Origin of the sequence: Chryseobacterium sp. (assembly GCF_045629545.1) — a bacterium.
GTDB lineage: Bacteria > Bacteroidota > Bacteroidia > Flavobacteriales > Weeksellaceae > Chryseobacterium.
The window spans coordinates 35,152-55,418 of sequence record NZ_JAZQRK010000016.1; the positions used below are offsets into that span (position 1 = coordinate 35,152).

The following is a 20,267-nucleotide window of genomic DNA, read 5'->3' on the forward strand; positions in this document are numbered from 1 at the left end:
GACTCGCTAATGAGTCCCTTCTGTTATATATGAAAGTTTTAAATTTAGTTATTTGGAGATACTGTTTGCGAAGACCCTGTATTGAGAAAGGATAATACCTCTGGGAAAAACATCACTATGATAAAGTAGAATACCACTACCAGAATGATGAGTCCAAATAAAATTATTACCAAATTGTTGGGTCTGTTTTTGTTTTGTGTGTCCATTGTGTGATTATTTTAGGTTAAGTGTTATCATTTCTAAAGCTAAATCCTTGCCATGAAGGATTGGGTTATCTCCAATTTGAATTTTGATTTAATTAAAAAAATAATTCTCTACAGAATTTGCAGTTTTTCTCCACACCGTTTGCAATATCTAGCATCATCATCTATATCGTCATTACCGCAACGCTCGCATATCAATTCTAAATTTTGTCTTTTATTTCTCATTTCCGCAGTTACTATTCCAGTAGGTACAGCAATTATAGAATAACCAGCAAGCATTAGAATTACTGCGAAAAATTTTCCTGTAGGTGTAATAGGTGATACGTCTCCATAGCCCACTGTTGTCACGGTAACTACGGCCCAATATATAGATTGTGGGATAGTTTCAAAACCTGGTCTTCCACCTTCTACCATAAACATTAAAGAACCAACAATTACCGAGAAGATAATTAAAAATAATAAAAAAATATAAATTTTACGGGAACTATTTTTTAAGGCTTTAACGATGAAATATCCATCATTCATGAAATCCAAAAGATTAAAAATCCTGAAAACCCTTAGCATTCTCAACATTCTGAAAATCAAAAAATACTTCGTAAAAGGAAAGAAAAAACTTAGATAAAAAGGAACCAAAGACAAAAAATCTATTATCCCAAAAAAGCTGAATATATAGTTTTTCTTATTTTTAATAACTGCAATACGCATCACATATTCGGTAGTAAACATTAATGAAATAATCCACTCTAAAATAATAAAATAAATGTGAAATTTTTTATCTAGAGCAGGTATACTTTCCATCATAATGATACCCGTACTTACAAAAATGAGAGATAGGAGTACAATATCAAATAGCTTCCCTAGCTTGGTGTCCGATCTATAGATGATTCTGTATAGGAAGCGTTTCCACAGTTTATCCTCGGGTTCATAATAATGTTCTCTTTCCATGAGATGTGTTATATGTTATTGTTAAATTATCCCTAATTTTGTAGCAAACTTACAGAATAAAATGACAATACGTGAAGTAATCTCAGAAATTGAGAATCATATTGCGATGCCACAAGCAGAAGATTTCGATAATGTAGGGCTTTTATGTGGTTTGGATAGCAGAGAAGTCACGGGCATTTTGGTTTGCCATGATGCGCTGGAAAATGTCATACAAGAAGCTATAGAGAAAAAGGTAAATATGGTAGTCTGTTTCCATCCCATTATTTTTTCGGGGTTGAAATCTATCACAGGGAGAAACTATGTAGAAAGAGCAATTCTAAAAGCTATTGAGAATAAGATTGCTATCTACGCAATCCATACCGCTTTTGATAATGATATTAAAGGAGTAAATGCAGGGATATGTAATCTATTAAATTTAAAAAATCAAAAGATTCTTCAGCCTAAAAAAAATAATCTGAGGCAAATTTCTGTTTTAGTACCTAAGGATAATGCAGAAAAAGTGAGAAAGGCACTATTTGAGGCTGGTGCAGGCAATATTGGTTTTTACGACGAATGCAGTTATACAAGTGAAGGCAAAGGAACTTTCAGGCCACTTTTGGGCTCTGATCCTGTTGTAGGTGAACAAGGTAAAAGAGAATGTACAGATGAGGTGAAAATTGAAGTGATATTTGAAGGTTACAAACAAAATAAAATTGTTGGAGCTATGAAGGCAGCACATAATTATGAAGAAGTAGCCTATCAGATCGTAAGTTTAGATAATGAAAATCAACAGACAGGTCTGGGTATGTATGGTGAGTTAGAAAATGAAATGGACGAAGTAGAATTTCTAACCTTAGTTAAAAATAAATTTAAGCTAAATATAATAAAGCACTCAGAATTTATAGGAAAGAAAATAAAAAGGGTAGGAGTCTTGGGAGGATCTGGAGCTAGCGGAATAAGAGCTGCAATAGCGCAAAAGTGTGATGCTTATCTAACGGGAGATTTGAAATACCATGATTATTTTTTAGCAGAATCTAAAATGCTACTTTGCGACATTGGGCATTACGAGTCCGAGCAATTGGTAAGTGAACAATTATTTGAAATTTTGTCGCAAAAATTTAGTACATTTGCAATCTTAAATTCTAGTGAAAAGACAAACCCAGTAAATTATTTCCTATAGATATGGCAAAAATCACCACCGATATTTCAGTTGAAGAAAAATTAAGAGCTTTATACGATTTACAAATCATTGATTCTAGATTGGATGAAATCCGAAACACGAGAGGAGAATTGCCAATTGAGGTTGAAGATCTTGAAATTGAGATTGAAGGTCTTGAAAAAAGAGCTGAAAAATTTCATGCTGAGATAAAAGAGCAAAATGATCAAATCAATACAAAAAATGAAGTGATCAACCATGCAAAATCTCTAATTGAAAAATACAAATCTCAACAAGATAACGTAAGAAACAATAAAGAATTTGAAGCTTTAGGGAAAGAAATTGAATACCAAGATCTTGAAATTCAACTTTCTGAAAAAAGAATCAAAGAATATGGTGCTAAGATTTCTCACAAAGAGGAGACGCTAAATGAGCTAAACACTAAAATAGCAGATTTCAAAAATCACTTGAAGTTCAAGAAAGAAGAATTGGAAGGTTTGGTAGCAGAAACTCAGAAAGAGGAAAACTACCTTATTGAAAAATCTGAGGAATTCGCTTCAAAAATCGACCAAAGATTATTAGCTTCTTACCAAAGAATTAGAAATAACTCCTCTACAGGTCTTGCAGTAGTAGGATTAGAAAGAGGGGCTCCTAAGGGTTCTTTCTTTACAATACCTCCACAAAAGCAAATGGAGATCGCACAAAGAAAAAAAATAATTATTGATGAGCACTCAGGTAAAATCCTTGTAGATGACGAGTTGGTAATGGAAGAAGATGAGAAAATGAAATCCGTGATTAAATTCTAGTTTTTCGATTTTCTTTGAAACACAAAAAAACCTGATAAAAAAAATTATCAGGTTTTTTTTTAATCTTTATGTTCATACATTTTAGTATAAAGTGCTATGAATCTTTCTTTAATGGCTTTCCTCTTCAGCTTCAACGTTGGAGTTACCAAGCCAGATTCTATAGTCCAAATTTCTGGAGTAAGTTCTATCTTTTTAATCTTTTCCCAATTCCCTAGATGTTCATTGATATTGCTTATTTCGTTTTCTATTCTTTCTTTAAGCTCTTTGCTACTAGCAATTTCTAGTAGGGAAGTACCTATGGATATATTATTTCTCATTGCCCAACTTTTTGCAAACTCAAAATCGGGCTGTATCAATGCACAAGGCATTTTCTCACCATCACCAACTACCATTATTTGCTCTATAAACTTAGATGATTTGGCTAAATTTTCAATAATTTGAGGTGCAATATATTTTCCACCAGAAGTTTTAAACATTTCTTTCTTTCGATCCGTAATTTGTAAAAAACCTTCATTATCTAGATGTCCAATATCTCCTGTTCTAAAGAAGCCATCATTTGTAAAAGACTCTTTTGTCTGCTGTTCATTATTAAAATACCCTTTAAAAACAGAAGGTCCTTTCACTGTAATTTCTCCATCTTCTTGGATGACAACCTTTAGATTATCCAATGGATGTCCTACAGTGCCTACTTTCATTTTTCCAAAGGAGTTCACAGATATAACAGGCGATGTTTCGGTAAGTCCATAGCCTTCAAGTATAGGTATCCCGGCATTTTGGAATAATAAATTCAGTCTAGGTGATAAAGCCGCAGAACCTGATACTAGAGTAACTAATTCTCCACCCAAGCCATCTCTCCATTTTTTGAAAACCAATTTGTCCGCAATAATTTCTTTTAATCCGGAAGGTGCTGTTACCTCTTTTTTCTTGCTGATAAGATCCAAAGCCCAAAAAAATATTTTTGATTTTAGACCTCCAGCAGTTGAGCCAGTATGGTAAATCTTGTCGTACACCTTTTCTACCAATCTTGGGACTACCGTCATATAATGCGGCTTCACTTCCTTCACATTTTCACCCATTTTTTCTATACTTTCAGCAAAGTATATGGAAAAGCCATTGTATTGGAATAGATAAAACAGCATCCTTTCAAATATATGGCAAATAGGTAAGAAGCTTAGTATACGAGTATCTTTGTAATCTAAATTTTTCCTTCTAGGGATTCTAGATAAAGACCCCAATACATTAGAAACTATATTTTCATGTGTCAGCATTACTCCTTTTGGTTTACCTGTTGTTCCTGAAGTATAGATTAGTGTTGCTATGTCTTCAGTGTTAATTGATTTTGATAAATCTTCTACTTCAATTTGTGTAGAATCATCTTCCCCAAGATCAATTATTTCTTTCCAATTGGCTGCTCCTTTTACAGGATCAAATGTAAAGATGCCTTGAAGAGATGGGACATTATGCTTAATGGTCATTACTTTTGCCAATAGATCTTTATCAGAAACAAAACAGTATTTTATTTCAGCATTCGAAAAAATAAATTCATAGTCTTCCGAAGAGATTGATGGATATACTGGAACAGAAACCACTCCAATTTGTGAAATTCCAAAATCCATGATAGCCCATTCTGTACGAGAATTACTAGTGATCAGCGCTATTTTATCGCCTGGTTTTATACCTAATTTCAACAATCCTCTGGAGATCTTATTTCCCTGATTGATAAACTTTTGTGTTGATGTTTTTTCCCACTCTCCCTGATGTTTGGTTACAAACATATCCTCTTTTGGGAATTTTTCTAAAGCACGGTAAGGTATATCGAATAATCTTTTTATTGTCATAATTTATTAGCTATTTAATAAAGAATTCTAAATATAAGCTTTTTTGAAAGAACAGCCTAAAACTTTAAATAATTTTCAATTGGGAATTAATTTTTCTAGATTTAACTAATTTGTGTAAATTTACGGACATATAATTATTATTACTTTTTATGGACTTTAATTTATCAGAAGAACAGCTGATGATTCAGCAGGCAGCAAGAGATTTTGCACAAAACGAATTATTACCTGAAGTTATCGAGAGAGACCGCGATCAAAAATTTCCTACCGAGCAAGTAAAAAAGATGGGAGAAATGGGTCTTCTAGGAATGATGGTTGATCCTAAATATGGTGGAGCTGGTATGGATAGCGTTTCTTACGTTTTAGCAATGGAAGAAATAGCAAAAGTAGATGCTTCTGCTGCTGTGGTGATGTCTGTAAATAACTCTTTGGTATGTGCAGGATTGGAAAAATTCGCCTCAGAAGACCAAAAAGTGAAATATCTAACTCCATTAGCAAGCGGACAGGTGATAGGAGCTTTTGCTTTATCAGAACCGGAGGCTGGATCTGATGCAACTTCACAAAAAACTACTGCAGAAGATAAAGGGGATTACTATCTGTTGAATGGTGTAAAAAACTGGATTACTAATGGTGGAACGGCAAGCTATTACATCGTTATTGCACAAACCGATCCTGAGAAAAAGCACAAAGGTATCAACGCATTTATCGTAGAAAGAGGATGGGAAGGTTTCGAAATCGGACCTAAAGAAGACAAATTGGGAATTAGAGGTAGTGATACACACTCTTTACTTTTTAACAACGTAAAAGTACCAAAAGAAAACAGAATTGGTGAAGATGGTTTCGGATTCAATTTTGCAATGGCTGTACTAAACGGTGGTAGAATTGGGATTGCTTCTCAAGCATTGGGTATCGCTTCTGGAGCTTACGAATTGGCTTTAAAGTATGCAAAAACAAGAAAAGCTTTTAAAACTGAAATTATCAATCACCAAGCAATTGCATTTAAGTTAGCAGATATGGCTACTCAAATTACGGCTGCAAGAATGCTATGTTTCAAAGCTGCAGTGGAAAAAGATGCAGGTAAAGATATTTCTGAGAGTGGAGCAATGGCAAAATTATTCGCTTCTCAAACGGCAATGGATACCTCTATTGAAGCAGTTCAAATTCACGGTGGATATGGATATGTGAAAGAATACCATGTAGAAAGAATGATGCGTGATGCAAAGATCACACAGATTTATGAGGGGACTTCAGAGATCCAAAAAATTGTAATTTCAAGAAGTATCGCAAAATAAATTTATTTTTTTAATGACAACAAATCACTAAACACTATATATATGAAAAAATCTTTGTGGATTACTATTGGAGTGGTAGCACTACTTTTAAGTGTTCTTGTTTGGTACAAATTTTTCTTTGTCTTCGGAGAAGGTGTAAAATCAGGATATCTCAATTATGCTATCAAGAAAGGCTATGTTTTTAAAACATATGAAGGCAAGCTGATTCAGGAAGGTTTTGGAGGAAATAAAACGGGTTCTGTTACTAGCTATGAATTTGAATTTTCTGTTTCAGATCCAGAAATATTCAAACAACTAGAATCGAACAGCGGAAAAAACTTCGATCTTCACTACAAAGAATATAAGGGGAACTTGCCTTGGCGAGGGAATACAAAATATGTAGTTGATAAGGTAGTGAATATGAAATAATCAACAAGAATCCTTTCAGATAATCTCTGAAAGGATTTTTATTTTACACTATGTATTCTTTACGTTTTTCTTTTTATAAAAGTAATATGCAATCCCTACAATCAAATACAGGGGCCACATGGGCAGTAGAAAAAGAAAGATAGAGGTGATCACATTCCATCCAGAAGAAAGCGCCGCAAATGAACGTGATCCAAAGTCTTTATCATCGAGTACAACAGCATTATTTCCTACGCTAGATAACGTAACCTCGATATCACAAAGTGTATTTTTATCATAGTATTCCCCAAAAATATCAATGCCTTTATTTTGCACAACGCCTATTTGGTTGCTAAGATCCTCCATAAGATAATCGAATTTCTGAATCGGAACTTTCACCTTTAGGTAAGAAATCTGTTTATCATTATTATTGGTAGAGGTATTTTCGCTTTTAATAAATCCATCGTATTTTTTCACTTGATCTAATACAATTTCTTTTGCCATTTCAGCATCTTCTACATTTAATTCTACAACTCCAGATTTCCTCATCTTATCTACCTGTGCAATAACTTCTCTTTTTTTTGTGGCTTCACGATCTTGATAAATCACCTTGGTTTCTTTGATCACTTTTGGCGCGGCAACATTTACCACTACTTGTTTATCTTTATGAACTAAAGTATCCTTATCATCATTATTCGAGTTAATTTTCGCTTTAGCAAATTCTTGGGATAGTGAGTCTAGATTTTTCCCAGTTTTTTCTATTTCTTCCTTTATAGCAATTCCTGTCTTTTGATAATCTTTAATTTTTATAGAAGCAGAATCCAAAATTGCATTGGCTTCATTGCTCATATCATTTACGGTAGAACTGCTATTAGCAATTACACTATCGGCTGATGAGACCAAATCTTTAAATTCAGAAGATGTAGCTTCGCCTTTTTTACACATAATCAAGCTGCTAGCAACAGCAATCAATACTATATACTTTTTCATATCGTTAATTTTTGTTGATGTAAAATTAAATCGAGTACCAAATATCTGTTTGTAAATAGAATGTATTATTGTCGTAAATATTCATGTATTTAATAATCAGTAATTTGTAAAATAATTATTTCTGTTTTACAAAATTTTAGGCAGTAATTTTTACGATATAAAATACAAAAAACCGTTCTTCTCTTTGAAGAACGGTTTTTTGTATTTTATCATTAAATTGAAAATTAATCTTGTTTAAATTCACTAATGAAATGCAACTTCACATTCGGGAATTTTTCTTGCGTCATATGAATTGTGAATGAAGAATCTGCCAAGAAAACCAATTGGTTGTACTTATCTCTTGCCAAAAATCTTTGTTTCAACCTTGCAAATTCTTTGAACTCTTCAGATTTCTCGTCTGCTTCTACCCAACATGCCTTGTGCATGGCTAATGGTTCGTAGTTACATTTTGCACCGTATTCATGCTCCAGACGGTATTGTATTACTTCGTACTGTAGTGCACCAACAGTACCAATAATTTTTCTGTTGTTCATTTCTAAAGTAAATAGCTGTGCCACTCCTTCGTCCATCAACTGATCAATCCCTTTTGCCAATTGTTTAGCTTTTAAAGGATCATTATTATTAATGTATCTGAAATGTTCAGGAGAGAAACTTGGTACTCCCTTGAAGTTTATTTTTTCACCAGCCGTCAAAGTATCACCAATTCTGAAATTTCCTGTGTCGTGTAATCCTACGATATCACCAGGAAAACTCTCGTCTACAATTTCTTTTTTGTCTGCAAAGAAAGCGTTGGGAGAAGAAAACTTCATTTTTTTGCCTTCTCTTACTAGTAAGTAATTTTCATTTCTTTTGAATGTTCCTGATACAATTTTAATAAAGGCAAGACGGTCTCTATGTTTAGGATCCATATTCGCATGGATTTTAAATACAAATCCGGTAAAGGCATTCTCTTCAGGTTTTACAACGCGTGTTGTACTCTCTTTGGGTTGAGGCATTGGGGCAATCTCGATAAAAGCATCTAACAATTCTCTTACACCAAAATTATTCAGCGCAGATCCAAAAAATACAGGTTGCAAATCTCCATTCATGTATTCTTCTCTACTGAAGGGTGGATATACAGATTGTATTAAGTCTAATTCTTCTCTTAAGTTTTCAGCAGCTTTAGCACCAATGATTTCATCAATTGTAGAATCGTTGATGTCATCAAATTTTATCGCTTCGCCCACCTTTTGTTTCTTCTCTTCCAAGAAAAGTTGGATATTGTTTTCCCAAATGTTATAAATCCCTTGGAAATCTGCTCCCATACCAATAGGTAATGATAAAGGAACTACACGCAATCCTAATTTTTGTTCTACTTCATCTAGCAAATCGAAGGCGTCTTTACCTTCACGGTCTAGTTTGTTGATGAATACCAACATGGGGATGTTACGCATTCTACAAACTTTTACCAATTTTTCGGTTTGCTCTTCTACACCCTTTGCAACGTCTATCACCACTATCACAGAATCTACTGCGGTAAGTGTTCTGTAGGTATCCTCAGCAAAATCCTTGTGACCAGGTGTATCTAGGATGTTTATTTTGTGATCTTTATATTCGAAAGCCAATACAGAAGTTGCCACAGAGATTCCTCTCTGTCTTTCAATTTCCATAAAGTCGGAGGTAGCTCCTTTTTTTATTTTATTCGATTTTACGGCTCCTGCCTCTTGGATGGCACCTCCGAAAAGTAGTAACTTTTCAGTAAGTGTTGTTTTTCCGGCATCGGGGTGAGAAATAATTCCGAATGTTTTTCTTCTTTCTATTTCTTTTATTAAGTCTGACATAGTGTATTTTGAAGTTGCAAAAATCGTGATTTTTAATCAAAACAAAAAATCTATTTTCTACAATCACAAACTCATTTTAAATTACGATTAAATTCTTAAATTAAATTATCTTTGTTTTTGGAAAAATAGGACTACAAATATGGAAAAAAGCATTTACCCAAAATTTACATTTACATGGCTAGGAGGATTTATTTTGCTTTCAGGTTTTGTAGTAGGATCTATGGCTATAGCGATCATCAACGTGATCAGTATGTATTTTTTTCAGCAAAATTTGCAATACAAAGATTGGTATCTAATGGTATCTAATGCTATAGTGTTCTTAACATCGATTGCTTTTTTCGATTTTTTTGTGGTAAGACCTTCAACGCATAAAAAATTGAATTTCAATTTTTCACCAACCAATTTCTATACGTATTTATTAATTTTTCCAATGATGTTGGGAATGATGTTTATAGGTGAATTTGTAACGTCTCAAATTCCAACTACTGGACCTTTCTTTGGAGAGTATTACGATTTTTTTACTCAGTTAATGGGTCAACTCACCAATAATCCTGTAGTAATGATAATTACAGCTGTGATTATGGCACCTATATTTGAGGAAATTATTTTTAGAGGAATTATCCAAAAAGGATTGGTGAATAAAGGCGTAAAATCTTGGAAAGCCATTTTGTTTGCAGCCATTATTTTTGGATTGGTTCACGGTAATCCTTGGCAGTTTGTAGGAGCTGTACTATTAGGATGCGTTTTGGGATTGGTATACGAAAAATCAAAATCATTATTATTACCTATGTTGTTGCACGGTTTTAATAATTTGTGCTCATCAATTTTAATTTTTTATACTAAAAATGAAAGTTTTTCGGAGGCAATTAAGGTTTCCGAATGGATAATATTAGCAATAGGAATTGTACTTTTTTCTCTTTTTTATTATTTATTTGTAAAAAAATATAAAGTACATTATTCTGAAATTTAAAATAGAATTAAAAAATAAAATGGAATTACTTGTAGCCACACACAACGTACATAAGAAGGAGGAAATAGAGCAAATACTGGGAACTGACTTTGTAGTAAAAAGTCTTACGGATTACAATTTGCATGAAGAGATTGTGGAAGATGGAGATTCTTTTAATGCCAATGCACTGATAAAAGCAAAATATTGCTTTGAAAAAACAGGAATTTCTAGTTTGGGAGACGATAGTGGATTGGTAATTGAAGCTTTGGATGGAAGGCCTGGGATTTTCTCTGCACGTTACGCAGGAGATCATGATTTTGCCAAAAATATGGCTAAAGTGTTGGAAGAATTAAAAGGAATAGAAAACAGAAAAGCCTATTTTATCACTGTACTTTGCTACTATGACCAAAGTGGAGCTCAGTATTTTGAAGGCCGTGTATATGGAAATATTTTAGATGAAAACAAAGGGCACAGAGGCTTTGGATATGATCCAATATTTGTACCAGAAGGATATGATTTCACTTTTGCAGAAATAGATCCTGAAGATAAAAACAAAATGAGTCATCGTAAAAAAGCATTAGATTTGTTTTTGAAATACCTTCATTCAGAAAACAAATAATAACAGAGATTTTTTATCCCACAAATTGAATTTCTGCAATACATTTACCTTAATACAAAAATAATTTGAGTACTTACTTAACAATTTTAGGCTTCAACTCTGCAATTCCTACGGTTAATACTTCTCCTACATCACAACTTTTGGAGATGGAGGAAAGAAGTTTTTTGATAGATTGTGGCGAAGGCACACAAGTGCAACTGAGAAAAGCTAAAGCAAGATTTTCTAGGATCAATCATATATTCATCTCGCACTTGCATGGCGACCATTGTTTTGGTTTGCCAGGCCTTATTGCGTCATTCAGGCTTTTGGGAAGAGATGTTCCTCTGCATGTGTATGGTCCGAAGGGCATAAAAAAAATGCTAGAAACAATCTTTAACATTACAGAGACACATCGAGGTTTTGAAGTGGTTTACCATGAGTTGCAAAGCAAAGAATCTGAAAAAATATTCGAGGACAATAGAGTAGAAGTTTATACCATACCATTGGATCATAGGATCTATTGTAATGGTTATTTGTTTAAAGAAAAAAAGAAAGATAAGCATCTCAATATGAAGGAAATTACCAAATATCCTGAGATTGAAACTTGCGATTATCATAACATCAAATCAGGTAAAGATTTCGAGTTGAGTGACGGCTATATTCTGAAAAATGAGGTGTTAACTACGGAACCTTCTGCGCCCGTATCTTACGCATTCTGTAGTGATACTAGATATTTGGAATCAGTGATCCCTATCATTAAAAACGTAACAGTACTTTATCATGAATCTACATTTTTACACGACTTGAAAGAGATGGCAGATTACACAGGACATTCTACTGCTTTAGAAGCTGCGATAATTGCGCAACAAGCGGAAGTTGGGAAATTAATTTTAGGACATTTTTCTAACCGATATGGGGATTTATCTGTGTTTACAGATGAAGCAAGGGAAATATTTCCAAATACTTTTTTACCGAAGGCATTGGAGGTAGTAAAATTTTAATTGAAAATGTTGAATTTTAAAGAGCTAAAATCATTTTTGGATGAGAAGGCAGATCTCTATAATACAATAGATTTTATAGAGAACGATCCTATACAGATTCCGCATCGTTTTTCTTTACAACAAGATATAGAAATTGCTGGTTTTTTGGCTGCAACAATCTCTTGGGGAAATAGAAAGTCGATTATTAAGTCTGCTGAAAAAATGCTAAATATCATGGGGAATTCTCCTTATGATTTTGTGCTCAATTATTCGGAAAAAGATTTAGAATCCATAAAAAATCATAGTGTACATAGAACTTTTAATGGAGAAGATTTTACATTTTTTATTAAACAATTTAATAGAATTTATAAAGAAAATGAAAGTCTAGAAAGTTTATTTATTATTAATGAAGGTGAATATAATTTTTACCATTCTATAGAAAGATTTAGAACTGCGTTTATAGGATCAGAAAAACATAGAACGCATAAACACGTGAGTTCACCTTACAAAAATTCTTCTGCAAAAAGAATAATGATGTTTTTGAGATGGATGGTGAGAAAAGATAATCGTGGCGTAGATTTTGGTATTTGGGAAAACATTGATGCATGTCATCTTTCGATACCATTAGATGTGCATACAGGTAATATATCTAGAAAACTGGGACTGATTACTCGTACGCAAAATGATTGGAAAACAGTAGCGCTATTGGATGAAGTGGTGAGAAAATTGGATAAATACGATCCTGCAAAATACGATTTTGCCTTATTTGGATTAGGGGTAACAAAAGAATTATAAAACTATCATGGCAAGAGATAAAGAGAGAGAGGAGAAGATAAAATATCTGGAAAAGATTGCAGATAAACTGACGTGGTGGGTAGGTTCTATACCTTCGGTCATTGCGCATACTGTTATTTTCATAGTATCATTTTCATTACCGTTGTTAGGGGTAGTATCTTTTGACAAAATGCTACTTATTTTGACTACGGTTTTATCATTAGAAGCAATTTACCTTTCTATATTTATCCAAATGGCTGTAAATAGAAGCCACGAGAAAATAGAAGATATCCAAGAAGACATTGAGGATATCCAAGAAGACATAGAGGAGATCAGCGAAGACATTGAAGAAATCAGTGAGGATATAGAAGAAATTACAGAAGACATAGAGGATATCCAAGAAGACATAGAAGAAATAAATGAAGACGAAGATGACGAAGACCATAGCGATAGAGCTAAAAATGTAATCCTGAAAAGCAATGTAAGCATCAATAAAACTGAAATAAAGTTTTTGAAAGACAGAATCAATGAACTTCAAAGTAAAATTGATGAACTGACGAATGATTAGTAATTTTTTAGTTTTTAAAATAATATTAAATTTATAACAGCATCAAATGGGGACAGGATTTTAGAATTTAATTGGTAATACAGATATAAAATAGATAGACTAACTAATTGTTGGTCTATTTTTTTGTGAAATCGTTGCTGTATTATTGTTATTGTTAAAATTACTGAGATTATTTATCCTGTTTTGATTTTACTTTAAACAAAAAAAAATAGTAATTTTGTTCAAAACAATAAAAAATGTTAAATAAAAGTGCAAGAAGTGTATTTTTGGCTTTACTATTAGCTCTTTTTGGAAATTTTGGCCACGCACAAGATAGAATGGGGACTACAAAATTCCAGAAGGGAACAATTGAATCTAAGAAAGCAGGGAATTTTATAGATGTAAATACGACCAACTATCCTGAGTCTTCATACAGTATTAGCCAACTCGTAAAAGATGTCTTAATTGCGGGCGGTTCTGCTTGTTCCACAGCTAATGTAAGCAATATTGCGGTATCGCCCAATCTTGCGACAAATGATGCGACAAGAACTTGGGGATTCTTCAATAAGGGAACTACTAATTTTCCTTTCGCCAAAGGTATACTTCTTACTACAGGCCATGCTAGAAAAGCAGGAAATACTTTCCAATCTGGACAATTGAGCGATGGAGTAGCAGTGCAAGGTGATGTAGATCTTGCTGCAGCACTCAATTATAATAACGCAAATCTAAAAGATGCTACTTTTATTGAATTCGATTTTGTACCAGTAGCTACGGAAGTGAAATTTAGATACTTGTTTGCATCAGAAGAATATGATGGTAACTACCCTTGTACCATTGGAGATGGATTTGCATTACTGCTAAAAAAAGTAGGTGATCCTACCTACACTAACTTAGCTGTGCTGCCTAATGGTGCACCTGTAAGTGTGAGAAATATACGTCCTAGTACAGAATTTGGAGGAAATACGCTTAGCTGTGGAGCACTTAATGCCAGTTATTTCGCAGGTTATAATAACGCCACTGTAGAAACTAACTTTAGCGGTAGAACAATCCCATTAACTGCTAGAGCAACTGTAATACCTGGGCAAACTTATCGTATTAAAATGGTTTTAGCAGATTTTCAAGATGCTGCCTATGATTCTGGAGTATTTTTGGAAGCGGGTTCCTTTGATGTTGGAGTTCAGATCCAAGGTCCTACTGGTGTACAATTGCCCGCAAGCATCAATGTATGTGATAATGCACAGCAAACTCTTACTGCATCCGTACAATCTCCAGATGTCACTTATCAGTGGTTGTTTAATGGTACTCCAATTCCGGGTGCTACTTCTAGTACGCACATTACCTCATTACCAGGAATTTATACTATAGAAGTTACAGTATTAGGAAATTCGTGCCCTGGAAGTGCAAGTGTTACCATTGTGGGAGGAACTTCTCCTACTGTACAAAATGCCACTTTAACAAGTTGTTATGGTGCAGGAAATGTAATGTTCAATTTACCAACTGCTCAAAACTCTATAAGTACAACTCCTGGAGTTACTTTTTCATATTATCTCAATCAGGCAGACGCATTGGCGGGCAATGCAAGCACTATAGCTACTCCTGCTACTTTCTCAAGTACAGGTAATCAAATAATTTATGTTTTAGTGAAAAACGGATTTTGTTCTAGAGTAGCAGAATTACAGTTGATAAAAGCACCTCAAATTACTGCTACCATTGCACCAGCAGCAGCGCTTACTTGTCTGAATTCTCAAATTACTCTGAATGCTTCTTCATCTGTTTATCCCGCAGGATCTACATTCGCTTGGACAACAACTGGAGGAAATATAGTTTCTGGAGGAAATACTCTGAATCCTATAATTAATAATGCTGGAGTATATACTTTAACAATATCCAATACCTACCAGCCAGGAAATCTTTCTTGTACTGCAACGGCTAATATTACGATAGTAGGAGATAGTGCCCCACCTACAACAGGACTTTCGGCAAGCAAAATTATTATTTGTAGTGGAGAATCTGTAATTCTTACAGGCTCTGGAGGTGTTACATATAATTGGGTAGGTTTACCTGGTACAGGAAGTACACAAACAGTATCACCTACTACAACTACTACCTATACAGTAACGGCAGTTGGAGCCAATGGTTGTTTATCTCTTACCAGTGCAACACAAACTATAGAAGTAAGACAACCATTCACTGTGCAAAATGCTAGCATATTAAAGTGCTATGTACAAGGAGGAACTCCTTTTGATCTTACCTCCGTACAAGGGCAGATGAGCACAGCGACTGGCATTACATTCAGTTATTATCAAAATTTAGCAGATGCAAATGCGGGTAACAACAATACAATTGCGAACCCGACGGCTTATGTAAGTAATGGAAACCAAACGATCTATGTTTTGATAAGTAATGGTGGATGTAGATATGTAGCCAATTTGCAATTACAAGCTACAGCAGCTACTAATATTACAATTGCTACTCCTCAGACTATTACTTGCACAACTCCTCAGATAACGCTTAATGCTTCGGGTTCTACTGTACCTACAGGTGCTACAATCGCATGGACAACGGCTGGTGGTACTATTGTTTCTGGAGCTAATTCTTTAACGCCTGTTGTAAGTGCTGGTGGAGTTTATACAATAACAATTACTACTACTACAGCACCATCAAATTTGCCCTGTATATATACCGCTAATGTTACCGTTACACAAGATAAAGTATCTCCAGTAGTTACTGTAACTTCAAACATTATGCAGATTTGCCCAGGTGAGTCTGTAACACTTACTGCTTCTGGCGCTGTTACTTATAATTGGGGAACTTTGCCCGGAACAGGGAATACACAAGTTGTTTCTCCCGCTACCACAACCACCTATACGGTTTCGGGTATTGGTGCTAATGGATGTACCTCTGTTACTAATGCTACCATTACTATTGTTGTTGGCCCTCCCACAGCTTCTATTACGGCATCTGCTATTAAAATTTGTGCGGGAGATCCAGTAACACTCACTGCAAGTGGAGGTTTTACTTACAATTGGGTTGGTCTATCAGGTACAGGAAATACTCAAATTGTTAATCCTACATCTACCACTACTTATTCGGTATATGCGTTGGGTGGTAATGGTTGTGTATCTGGTGTTGCTGCTAGTATTATAATTGAAGTGGTACCTGCAATAGTATCCACTTTACAAGATGTTTCAGTTTGTGCGGGAAATACAGGTATTTTGGATGCAGGTGCAGGCCCTAACTACGAGTACCTATGGAGTAATGGAGCAACAACCCAGACTATTTCTACCAATATTCCAGGTTCATATAATGTAACAATTAGCAATGGAATTTGTTCCAGAGTATTTACAGCTCAATTACTTAATCCTATTTTACCTCAGTTTACTAATGTTTCATACGATAATCACGTTCTCACGGTTACTACAACTAACCCATCAGGCGGGGTTTTAGAATATTCTAATGATGGTGGAGTTACATGGCAACTTTCTAATGTTTTTTATAATGCCTTGAATAATCTTGATTATCATCTAATGGTTAGACTAAAAGATGCAGAATGTGGAACTTCTCTAGAGTATTTTACTTTTGCATTGAACAATGCCATTACTCCAAACGCAGATGGACATAATGATTATGTAGACTTCACAGGAATTAGCAAGTACAATAATTTCGCTGCCTCTATATTTGATCGTTATGGTGCCGAACTCTTTAAAGCAAGTAAATCTAACACCATTTGGAATGGTTCTCTTAAAGGCATCAATCTTCCAACGGCTACTTATTGGTATAGAGTACAATGGGAAAATCCAGCGAGCAAAAAATTAGAACTTCGCTCTGGATGGATCTTGCTAAAAAATAGAAACTAACGATCCAATAATTCCTTTAATAATGATGTGAAAAATAGAAAAGCCTTTCAAACCTCTTGAAAGGCTTTTTTTTGTAAAATAAACTTCCTTTTCAGCTATTTTTATATTATGTAAACGATTTTACTGCAACGTTCTAAAATATGCAGATAGATTTGTTTGATTATTAAAATATTGCAGATTATTATTCTTTATTTAAAATCCCATATAATGTGGAATATTTATTTTTTTGTATAAATTTGTTTTTAAAATGTAAAATTTTGCAATAAATTAAAATTATAATTTAAATTTACTTTAAAAATACTGAAATTTTCAAAAATCAATCAATGAGAAAAATTGTGCTGTTATTATCAATTGGAATCTTTGGGTCCAATTGTTATCATTCTCAAAACAAAGGTGTACGATTACCACAAAAAGAAGTGGCCTCAGTTGCCTCAAAAAAAGCAGGATCTTTTATTGACGTCAATGTTGCCCCTTATCCAGAATCCGGATTTACACCGTTGCAATTGGTAAAAGATGTACTTATTTCATCGGGTACCAATACTTGTCTAACGCCTAATGTTTCCAACGTGCAAGTAAGTCCGAACTTGTCTGTAAGTAATGCCAATAGATCTTGGGGATATTTCCATCGTGCTGATACCACATTTCCATTTAAGGACGGTATTGTTTTATCTACAGGACACGTTTCAAAATCAGGTAATATATTCGTGAGCAGTACCTTAGGAGATAATTTGCCTACTGGTAGTGATCCCGATTTGGTGGCTGCTACATCTCCTGGAACGTCATTGAATGATGCTGTTATCTTAGAATTTGACTTTGTACCTACTTCTAGTCAAGTTAAGTTTAATTACTTATTCGCCTCAGAAGAATACACTGGCACTTTCCCATGCAGTTTTTCCGATGCATTTGCTTTATTGCTAAAACCAGTAGCAGGTGGACCTTATGTGAATATGGCTATTCTACCTGGTGGAGCAGGACCTGTAAGTGTTACTAATATCCGTCCCGCAACTCAATTTGATGGTTCTGTATTGGGTTGTGGTGCAGTAAATCCTAGTTTTTTTGGTGGATATAATAATGCAGCTGTTGAAACCAATTTTAATGGCAGAACAATTCCGCTTACTGCTACCGCAACAGTAGTACCAGGGCAAGCATATCATTTCAAATTGGTTTTAGCAGATGCTACTGATAGTAGTTATGATTCTGCCGTGTTTTTGGAAGGTGGATCTTTTAATATTGGTGTAGAATTACAGGATAATAATGGAGCAGCATTACCTTCTGATATCAATGTTTGCGATAAAGTTCCTACAGTACTTACAGCCTCTGTAAATGATCCTATTATGACGTATCAATGGTATTATAATGGTGCTTTGGTACCCGGTGCAACTACAAATTCTATTACCGCAATTGAGCCAGGAACATATACTATAGAAGTAAGCGTGCCTGGGAACTCTTGCCCTGGTACTGCTACTATTGAGATTCATGGAGGTACCACACCCTTAGCACAAGATGCTACTTTTTTACTTTGTAGTACACCAGACATTACCACTTTTGATCTAAATGCTACCAAGCCACTCATAAGTCCTAATACGAATGCTATTTTTCAATTTTATGTTAATCAAGCAGATGCATTAGCACAAAATAATAATTATATCACTAATGTATCCAATTTCAATGGAAATGATGGACAGCTGTTGTATGTAGTAGTATCTGATGGCATTTTTTGTAGTAAGATGGTTGTTTTAACTATTCAAAAGGAAACAACTCCTATTGCGCAATTATCTGCTTCTAGTGGAAGAATCTGTGCTGGCGAATCTGTAACGCTTACTTCTACAGGAGGAACAACTTACCAATGGAATAACTTCTCGGGATCTGGAAATACACAAACCGTAACGCTACACCAAACAACTACATTTACAGTATATGCACTTGGACCAAAGGGATGTAAATCTCTTCAACCCGCTACTGTAACAGTTGAAGTAATACCAGAAATTACCTCTCCACTATTAGATGTAGAAATGTGTATTGGAGATAGAGTAACTTTGAATGCTGGCGCTGGAAACAACTATACTTACTTATGGAGTACAGGAGCAACTACCCAAACAATTATTGCAACAGAATTAGGAATTTATACGGTAATTATAGATAATGGGATTTGTGAAAAAATGTTCACTGTAAAAGTGCAAGCAGCAGCATCACCATTTGTAACCAATGTGGACTATAGTAATAATACCCTCACTATAACTGCAGCTAATCCATCTGTGAATAATGTGCAAGGGACTTTAGAATATTCGATTGATGGGATAACATGGCAAGACTCTAATATATTTAGCAACCTTACGGATAATACTAATTACATCATACATGTGAGGTTAAAGGGAACTACATGTGAGGGTACATTAGAATTTTTTACTGTGTACATCAATAATGTAATTACACCTAATCAAGATGGAGTAAACGATGTAATTAACCTTTCAGGTATAGGTAATTTTAATAATTTTGATGGAGAAATCTATGATAGATATGGCTCTGTAATGTTTAGATTTACCAAAGAAAATCCGATATGGGATGGTACTTTGTTTGGAAAAAGACTTCCTACAGCTACCTATTGGTACAAATTCAATTTCCAATATAATAAATCTAAAACCAACTTTAGTAGATCGGGATGGATCATGTTGAAAAATAGAGAATAATAAAATTCAACTTTTAGAAATAAAAAAGCCTTTCCAATATTTTCTTGAAAGGCTTTTAGTTGTTATAGTTTGTCTTTCCACTGCTGGGTAAAAGAGATAAAGTCTTTGATACTTAGTTCTTCAGCTCTTATATCGAAAAATTTGTGCCCAGCTAATCCTTCAGGTATATTCAGAACCTTTAGAGAATTGGATAATTTTTTTCTTCTTTGGTTGAAGCCGGCCTTAACAATTTGTTTAAATAAAACTTCATTGCCTACCAATCCTTCTTTTGGATTTCTAGTCAGCTTTATCACCCCAGATTTTACTTTTGGTGGGGGATTAAATACATTCTCATGAACAGTAAATAAGTACTCTACATCATAGTAGGCTTGTACCAATACAGAAAGGATTCCATACTCTTTTGTTCTTGGCACAGCAGCTGTTCTTTGTGCCACTTCTTTCTGAAACATACCTACCATTTCTGGT

At 34.4% G+C, this 20,267-nt stretch carries 17 protein-coding genes; 11 read left to right on the forward strand and 6 right to left on the reverse strand.

Translation table 11 applies throughout. The features are described 5' to 3' along the window. Window positions 1-44 precede the first annotated feature (44 nt). Together ACKI42_RS04010 and ACKI42_RS04015 are read right to left on the reverse strand one after the other, a co-directional pair. A complete protein-coding gene (locus ACKI42_RS04010) occupies window positions 45-206 on the reverse strand; it encodes a hypothetical protein (RefSeq protein WP_407402693.1) in 162 nt (53 codons plus the stop codon). Between the two features lie 108 nt (window positions 207-314). After that, complete coding sequence (locus ACKI42_RS04015) at window positions 315-1,148, reverse strand: ion transporter (RefSeq protein ID WP_407402695.1); 834 nt, start codon at window positions 1,146-1,148, stop codon at window positions 315-317. Between the two features lie 61 nt (window positions 1,149-1,209). Between ACKI42_RS04015 and ACKI42_RS04020 the strand changes: the two genes are divergently transcribed. Further along, window positions 1,210-2,307, forward strand: coding sequence for a Nif3-like dinuclear metal center hexameric protein (locus ACKI42_RS04020; protein WP_407402697.1), 1,098 nt, complete (start codon window positions 1,210-1,212; stop codon window positions 2,305-2,307). 2 nt (window positions 2,308-2,309) lie between these two features. After that, window positions 2,310-3,089 (forward strand): zinc ribbon domain-containing protein, encoded by a 780-nt coding sequence (locus ACKI42_RS04025; RefSeq protein ID WP_407402699.1) that lies wholly within the window; start codon window positions 2,310-2,312, stop codon window positions 3,087-3,089. A 59-nt stretch (window positions 3,090-3,148) separates the two neighbouring features. On the opposite strand, the gene ACKI42_RS04030 is transcribed toward ACKI42_RS04025, so the two are convergent. Then, on the reverse strand, window positions 3,149-4,927 hold the full coding sequence (locus tag ACKI42_RS04030) for an AMP-dependent synthetase/ligase (protein WP_407402701.1): 1,779 nt from the start codon (window positions 4,925-4,927) through the stop codon (window positions 3,149-3,151). Between the two features lie 149 nt (window positions 4,928-5,076). On the opposite strand from ACKI42_RS04030, the gene ACKI42_RS04035 reads away from it, so the two are divergent. Both ACKI42_RS04035 and ACKI42_RS04040 read left to right on the forward strand, forming a co-directional pair. Beyond that, window positions 5,077-6,216, forward strand: a complete 1,140-nt coding sequence (locus tag ACKI42_RS04035; protein WP_407402703.1) for an acyl-CoA dehydrogenase — start codon at window positions 5,077-5,079, stop codon at window positions 6,214-6,216. Window positions 6,217-6,258: 42 nt separating this feature from the next. Next, a complete protein-coding gene (locus tag ACKI42_RS04040; protein ID WP_407402705.1) occupies window positions 6,259-6,624 on the forward strand; it encodes a hypothetical protein in 366 nt (121 codons plus the stop codon). Between the two features lie 48 nt (window positions 6,625-6,672). Here the strand turns inward: ACKI42_RS04040 and ACKI42_RS04045 are convergent, their stop codons facing one another. Both ACKI42_RS04045 and ACKI42_RS04050 read right to left on the reverse strand, forming a co-directional pair. Next, window positions 6,673-7,590, reverse strand: a complete 918-nt coding sequence (locus ACKI42_RS04045; protein WP_407402707.1) for a DUF4349 domain-containing protein — start codon at window positions 7,588-7,590, stop codon at window positions 6,673-6,675. 224 nt (window positions 7,591-7,814) lie between these two features. Then, entirely contained in the window at window positions 7,815-9,410 is a 1,596-nt protein-coding gene (locus tag ACKI42_RS04050; RefSeq protein WP_407402709.1) for a peptide chain release factor 3, read from the reverse strand. Between the two features lie 139 nt (window positions 9,411-9,549). Here ACKI42_RS04050 and ACKI42_RS04055 point away from each other — a divergent pair, with 139 nt between their 5' ends. From ACKI42_RS04055 to ACKI42_RS04085, 7 genes are all read left to right on the forward strand, one after another. After that, window positions 9,550-10,380, forward strand: coding sequence for a CPBP family intramembrane glutamic endopeptidase (locus tag ACKI42_RS04055; RefSeq protein ID WP_407402711.1), 831 nt, complete (start codon window positions 9,550-9,552; stop codon window positions 10,378-10,380). A 19-nt stretch (window positions 10,381-10,399) separates the two neighbouring features. Next, a complete protein-coding gene (rdgB, locus tag ACKI42_RS04060; RefSeq protein WP_407402713.1) occupies window positions 10,400-10,978 on the forward strand; it encodes an RdgB/HAM1 family non-canonical purine NTP pyrophosphatase in 579 nt (192 codons plus the stop codon). Window positions 10,979-11,043: 65 nt separating this feature from the next. Continuing rightward, entirely contained in the window at window positions 11,044-11,958 is a 915-nt protein-coding gene (locus ACKI42_RS04065) for a ribonuclease Z (protein WP_407402715.1), read from the forward strand. 9 nt (window positions 11,959-11,967) lie between these two features. Further along, window positions 11,968-12,732, forward strand: coding sequence for a TIGR02757 family protein (locus ACKI42_RS04070; protein WP_407402725.1), 765 nt, complete (start codon window positions 11,968-11,970; stop codon window positions 12,730-12,732). A 7-nt stretch (window positions 12,733-12,739) separates the two neighbouring features. Next, window positions 12,740-13,279, forward strand: coding sequence for a DUF1003 domain-containing protein (locus ACKI42_RS04075; protein WP_407402717.1), 540 nt, complete (start codon window positions 12,740-12,742; stop codon window positions 13,277-13,279). 236 nt (window positions 13,280-13,515) lie between these two features. Beyond that, window positions 13,516-17,115 (forward strand): choice-of-anchor L domain-containing protein, encoded by a 3,600-nt coding sequence (locus ACKI42_RS04080; RefSeq protein WP_407402719.1) that lies wholly within the window; start codon window positions 13,516-13,518, stop codon window positions 17,113-17,115. 323 nt (window positions 17,116-17,438) lie between these two features. After that, entirely contained in the window at window positions 17,439-19,802 is a 2,364-nt protein-coding gene (locus ACKI42_RS04085; RefSeq protein ID WP_407402721.1) for a choice-of-anchor L domain-containing protein, read from the forward strand. 62 nt (window positions 19,803-19,864) lie between these two features. On the opposite strand, the gene ACKI42_RS04090 is transcribed toward ACKI42_RS04085, so the two are convergent. Further along, the coding region (locus ACKI42_RS04090) for a ribosomal RNA small subunit methyltransferase A (RefSeq protein ID WP_407402723.1) at window positions 19,865-20,267 on the reverse strand (403 nt) is incomplete at its 5' end.

What these genes read in the sequence shown, in the direction of transcription:
- ACKI42_RS04010 (WP_407402693.1), bottom strand. Translation starts at nt 206, where the DNA reads ATGGACACACAAAACAAAAACAGACCCAACAATTTGGTAATAATTTTA.
- ACKI42_RS04015 (WP_407402695.1), bottom strand. Translation starts at nt 1,148, where the DNA reads ATGGAAAGAGAACATTATTATGAACCCGAGGATAAACTGTGGAAACGC.
- ACKI42_RS04020 (WP_407402697.1), top strand. Translation starts at nt 1,210, where the DNA reads ATGACAATACGTGAAGTAATCTCAGAAATTGAGAATCATATTGCGATG.
- ACKI42_RS04025 (WP_407402699.1), top strand. Translation starts at nt 2,310, where the DNA reads ATGGCAAAAATCACCACCGATATTTCAGTTGAAGAAAAATTAAGAGCT.
- ACKI42_RS04030 (WP_407402701.1), bottom strand. Translation starts at nt 4,927, where the DNA reads ATGACAATAAAAAGATTATTCGATATACCTTACCGTGCTTTAGAAAAA.
- ACKI42_RS04035 (WP_407402703.1), top strand. Translation starts at nt 5,077, where the DNA reads ATGGACTTTAATTTATCAGAAGAACAGCTGATGATTCAGCAGGCAGCA.
- ACKI42_RS04040 (WP_407402705.1), top strand. Translation starts at nt 6,259, where the DNA reads ATGAAAAAATCTTTGTGGATTACTATTGGAGTGGTAGCACTACTTTTA.
- ACKI42_RS04045 (WP_407402707.1), bottom strand. Translation starts at nt 7,590, where the DNA reads ATGAAAAAGTATATAGTATTGATTGCTGTTGCTAGCAGCTTGATTATG.
- ACKI42_RS04050 (WP_407402709.1), bottom strand. Translation starts at nt 9,410, where the DNA reads ATGTCAGACTTAATAAAAGAAATAGAAAGAAGAAAAACATTCGGAATT.
- ACKI42_RS04055 (WP_407402711.1), top strand. Translation starts at nt 9,550, where the DNA reads ATGGAAAAAAGCATTTACCCAAAATTTACATTTACATGGCTAGGAGGA.
- rdgB (WP_407402713.1), top strand. Translation starts at nt 10,400, where the DNA reads ATGGAATTACTTGTAGCCACACACAACGTACATAAGAAGGAGGAAATA.
- ACKI42_RS04075 (WP_407402717.1), top strand. Translation starts at nt 12,740, where the DNA reads ATGGCAAGAGATAAAGAGAGAGAGGAGAAGATAAAATATCTGGAAAAG.
- ACKI42_RS04080 (WP_407402719.1), top strand. Translation starts at nt 13,516, where the DNA reads ATGTTAAATAAAAGTGCAAGAAGTGTATTTTTGGCTTTACTATTAGCT.
- ACKI42_RS04085 (WP_407402721.1), top strand. Translation starts at nt 17,439, where the DNA reads ATGAGAAAAATTGTGCTGTTATTATCAATTGGAATCTTTGGGTCCAAT.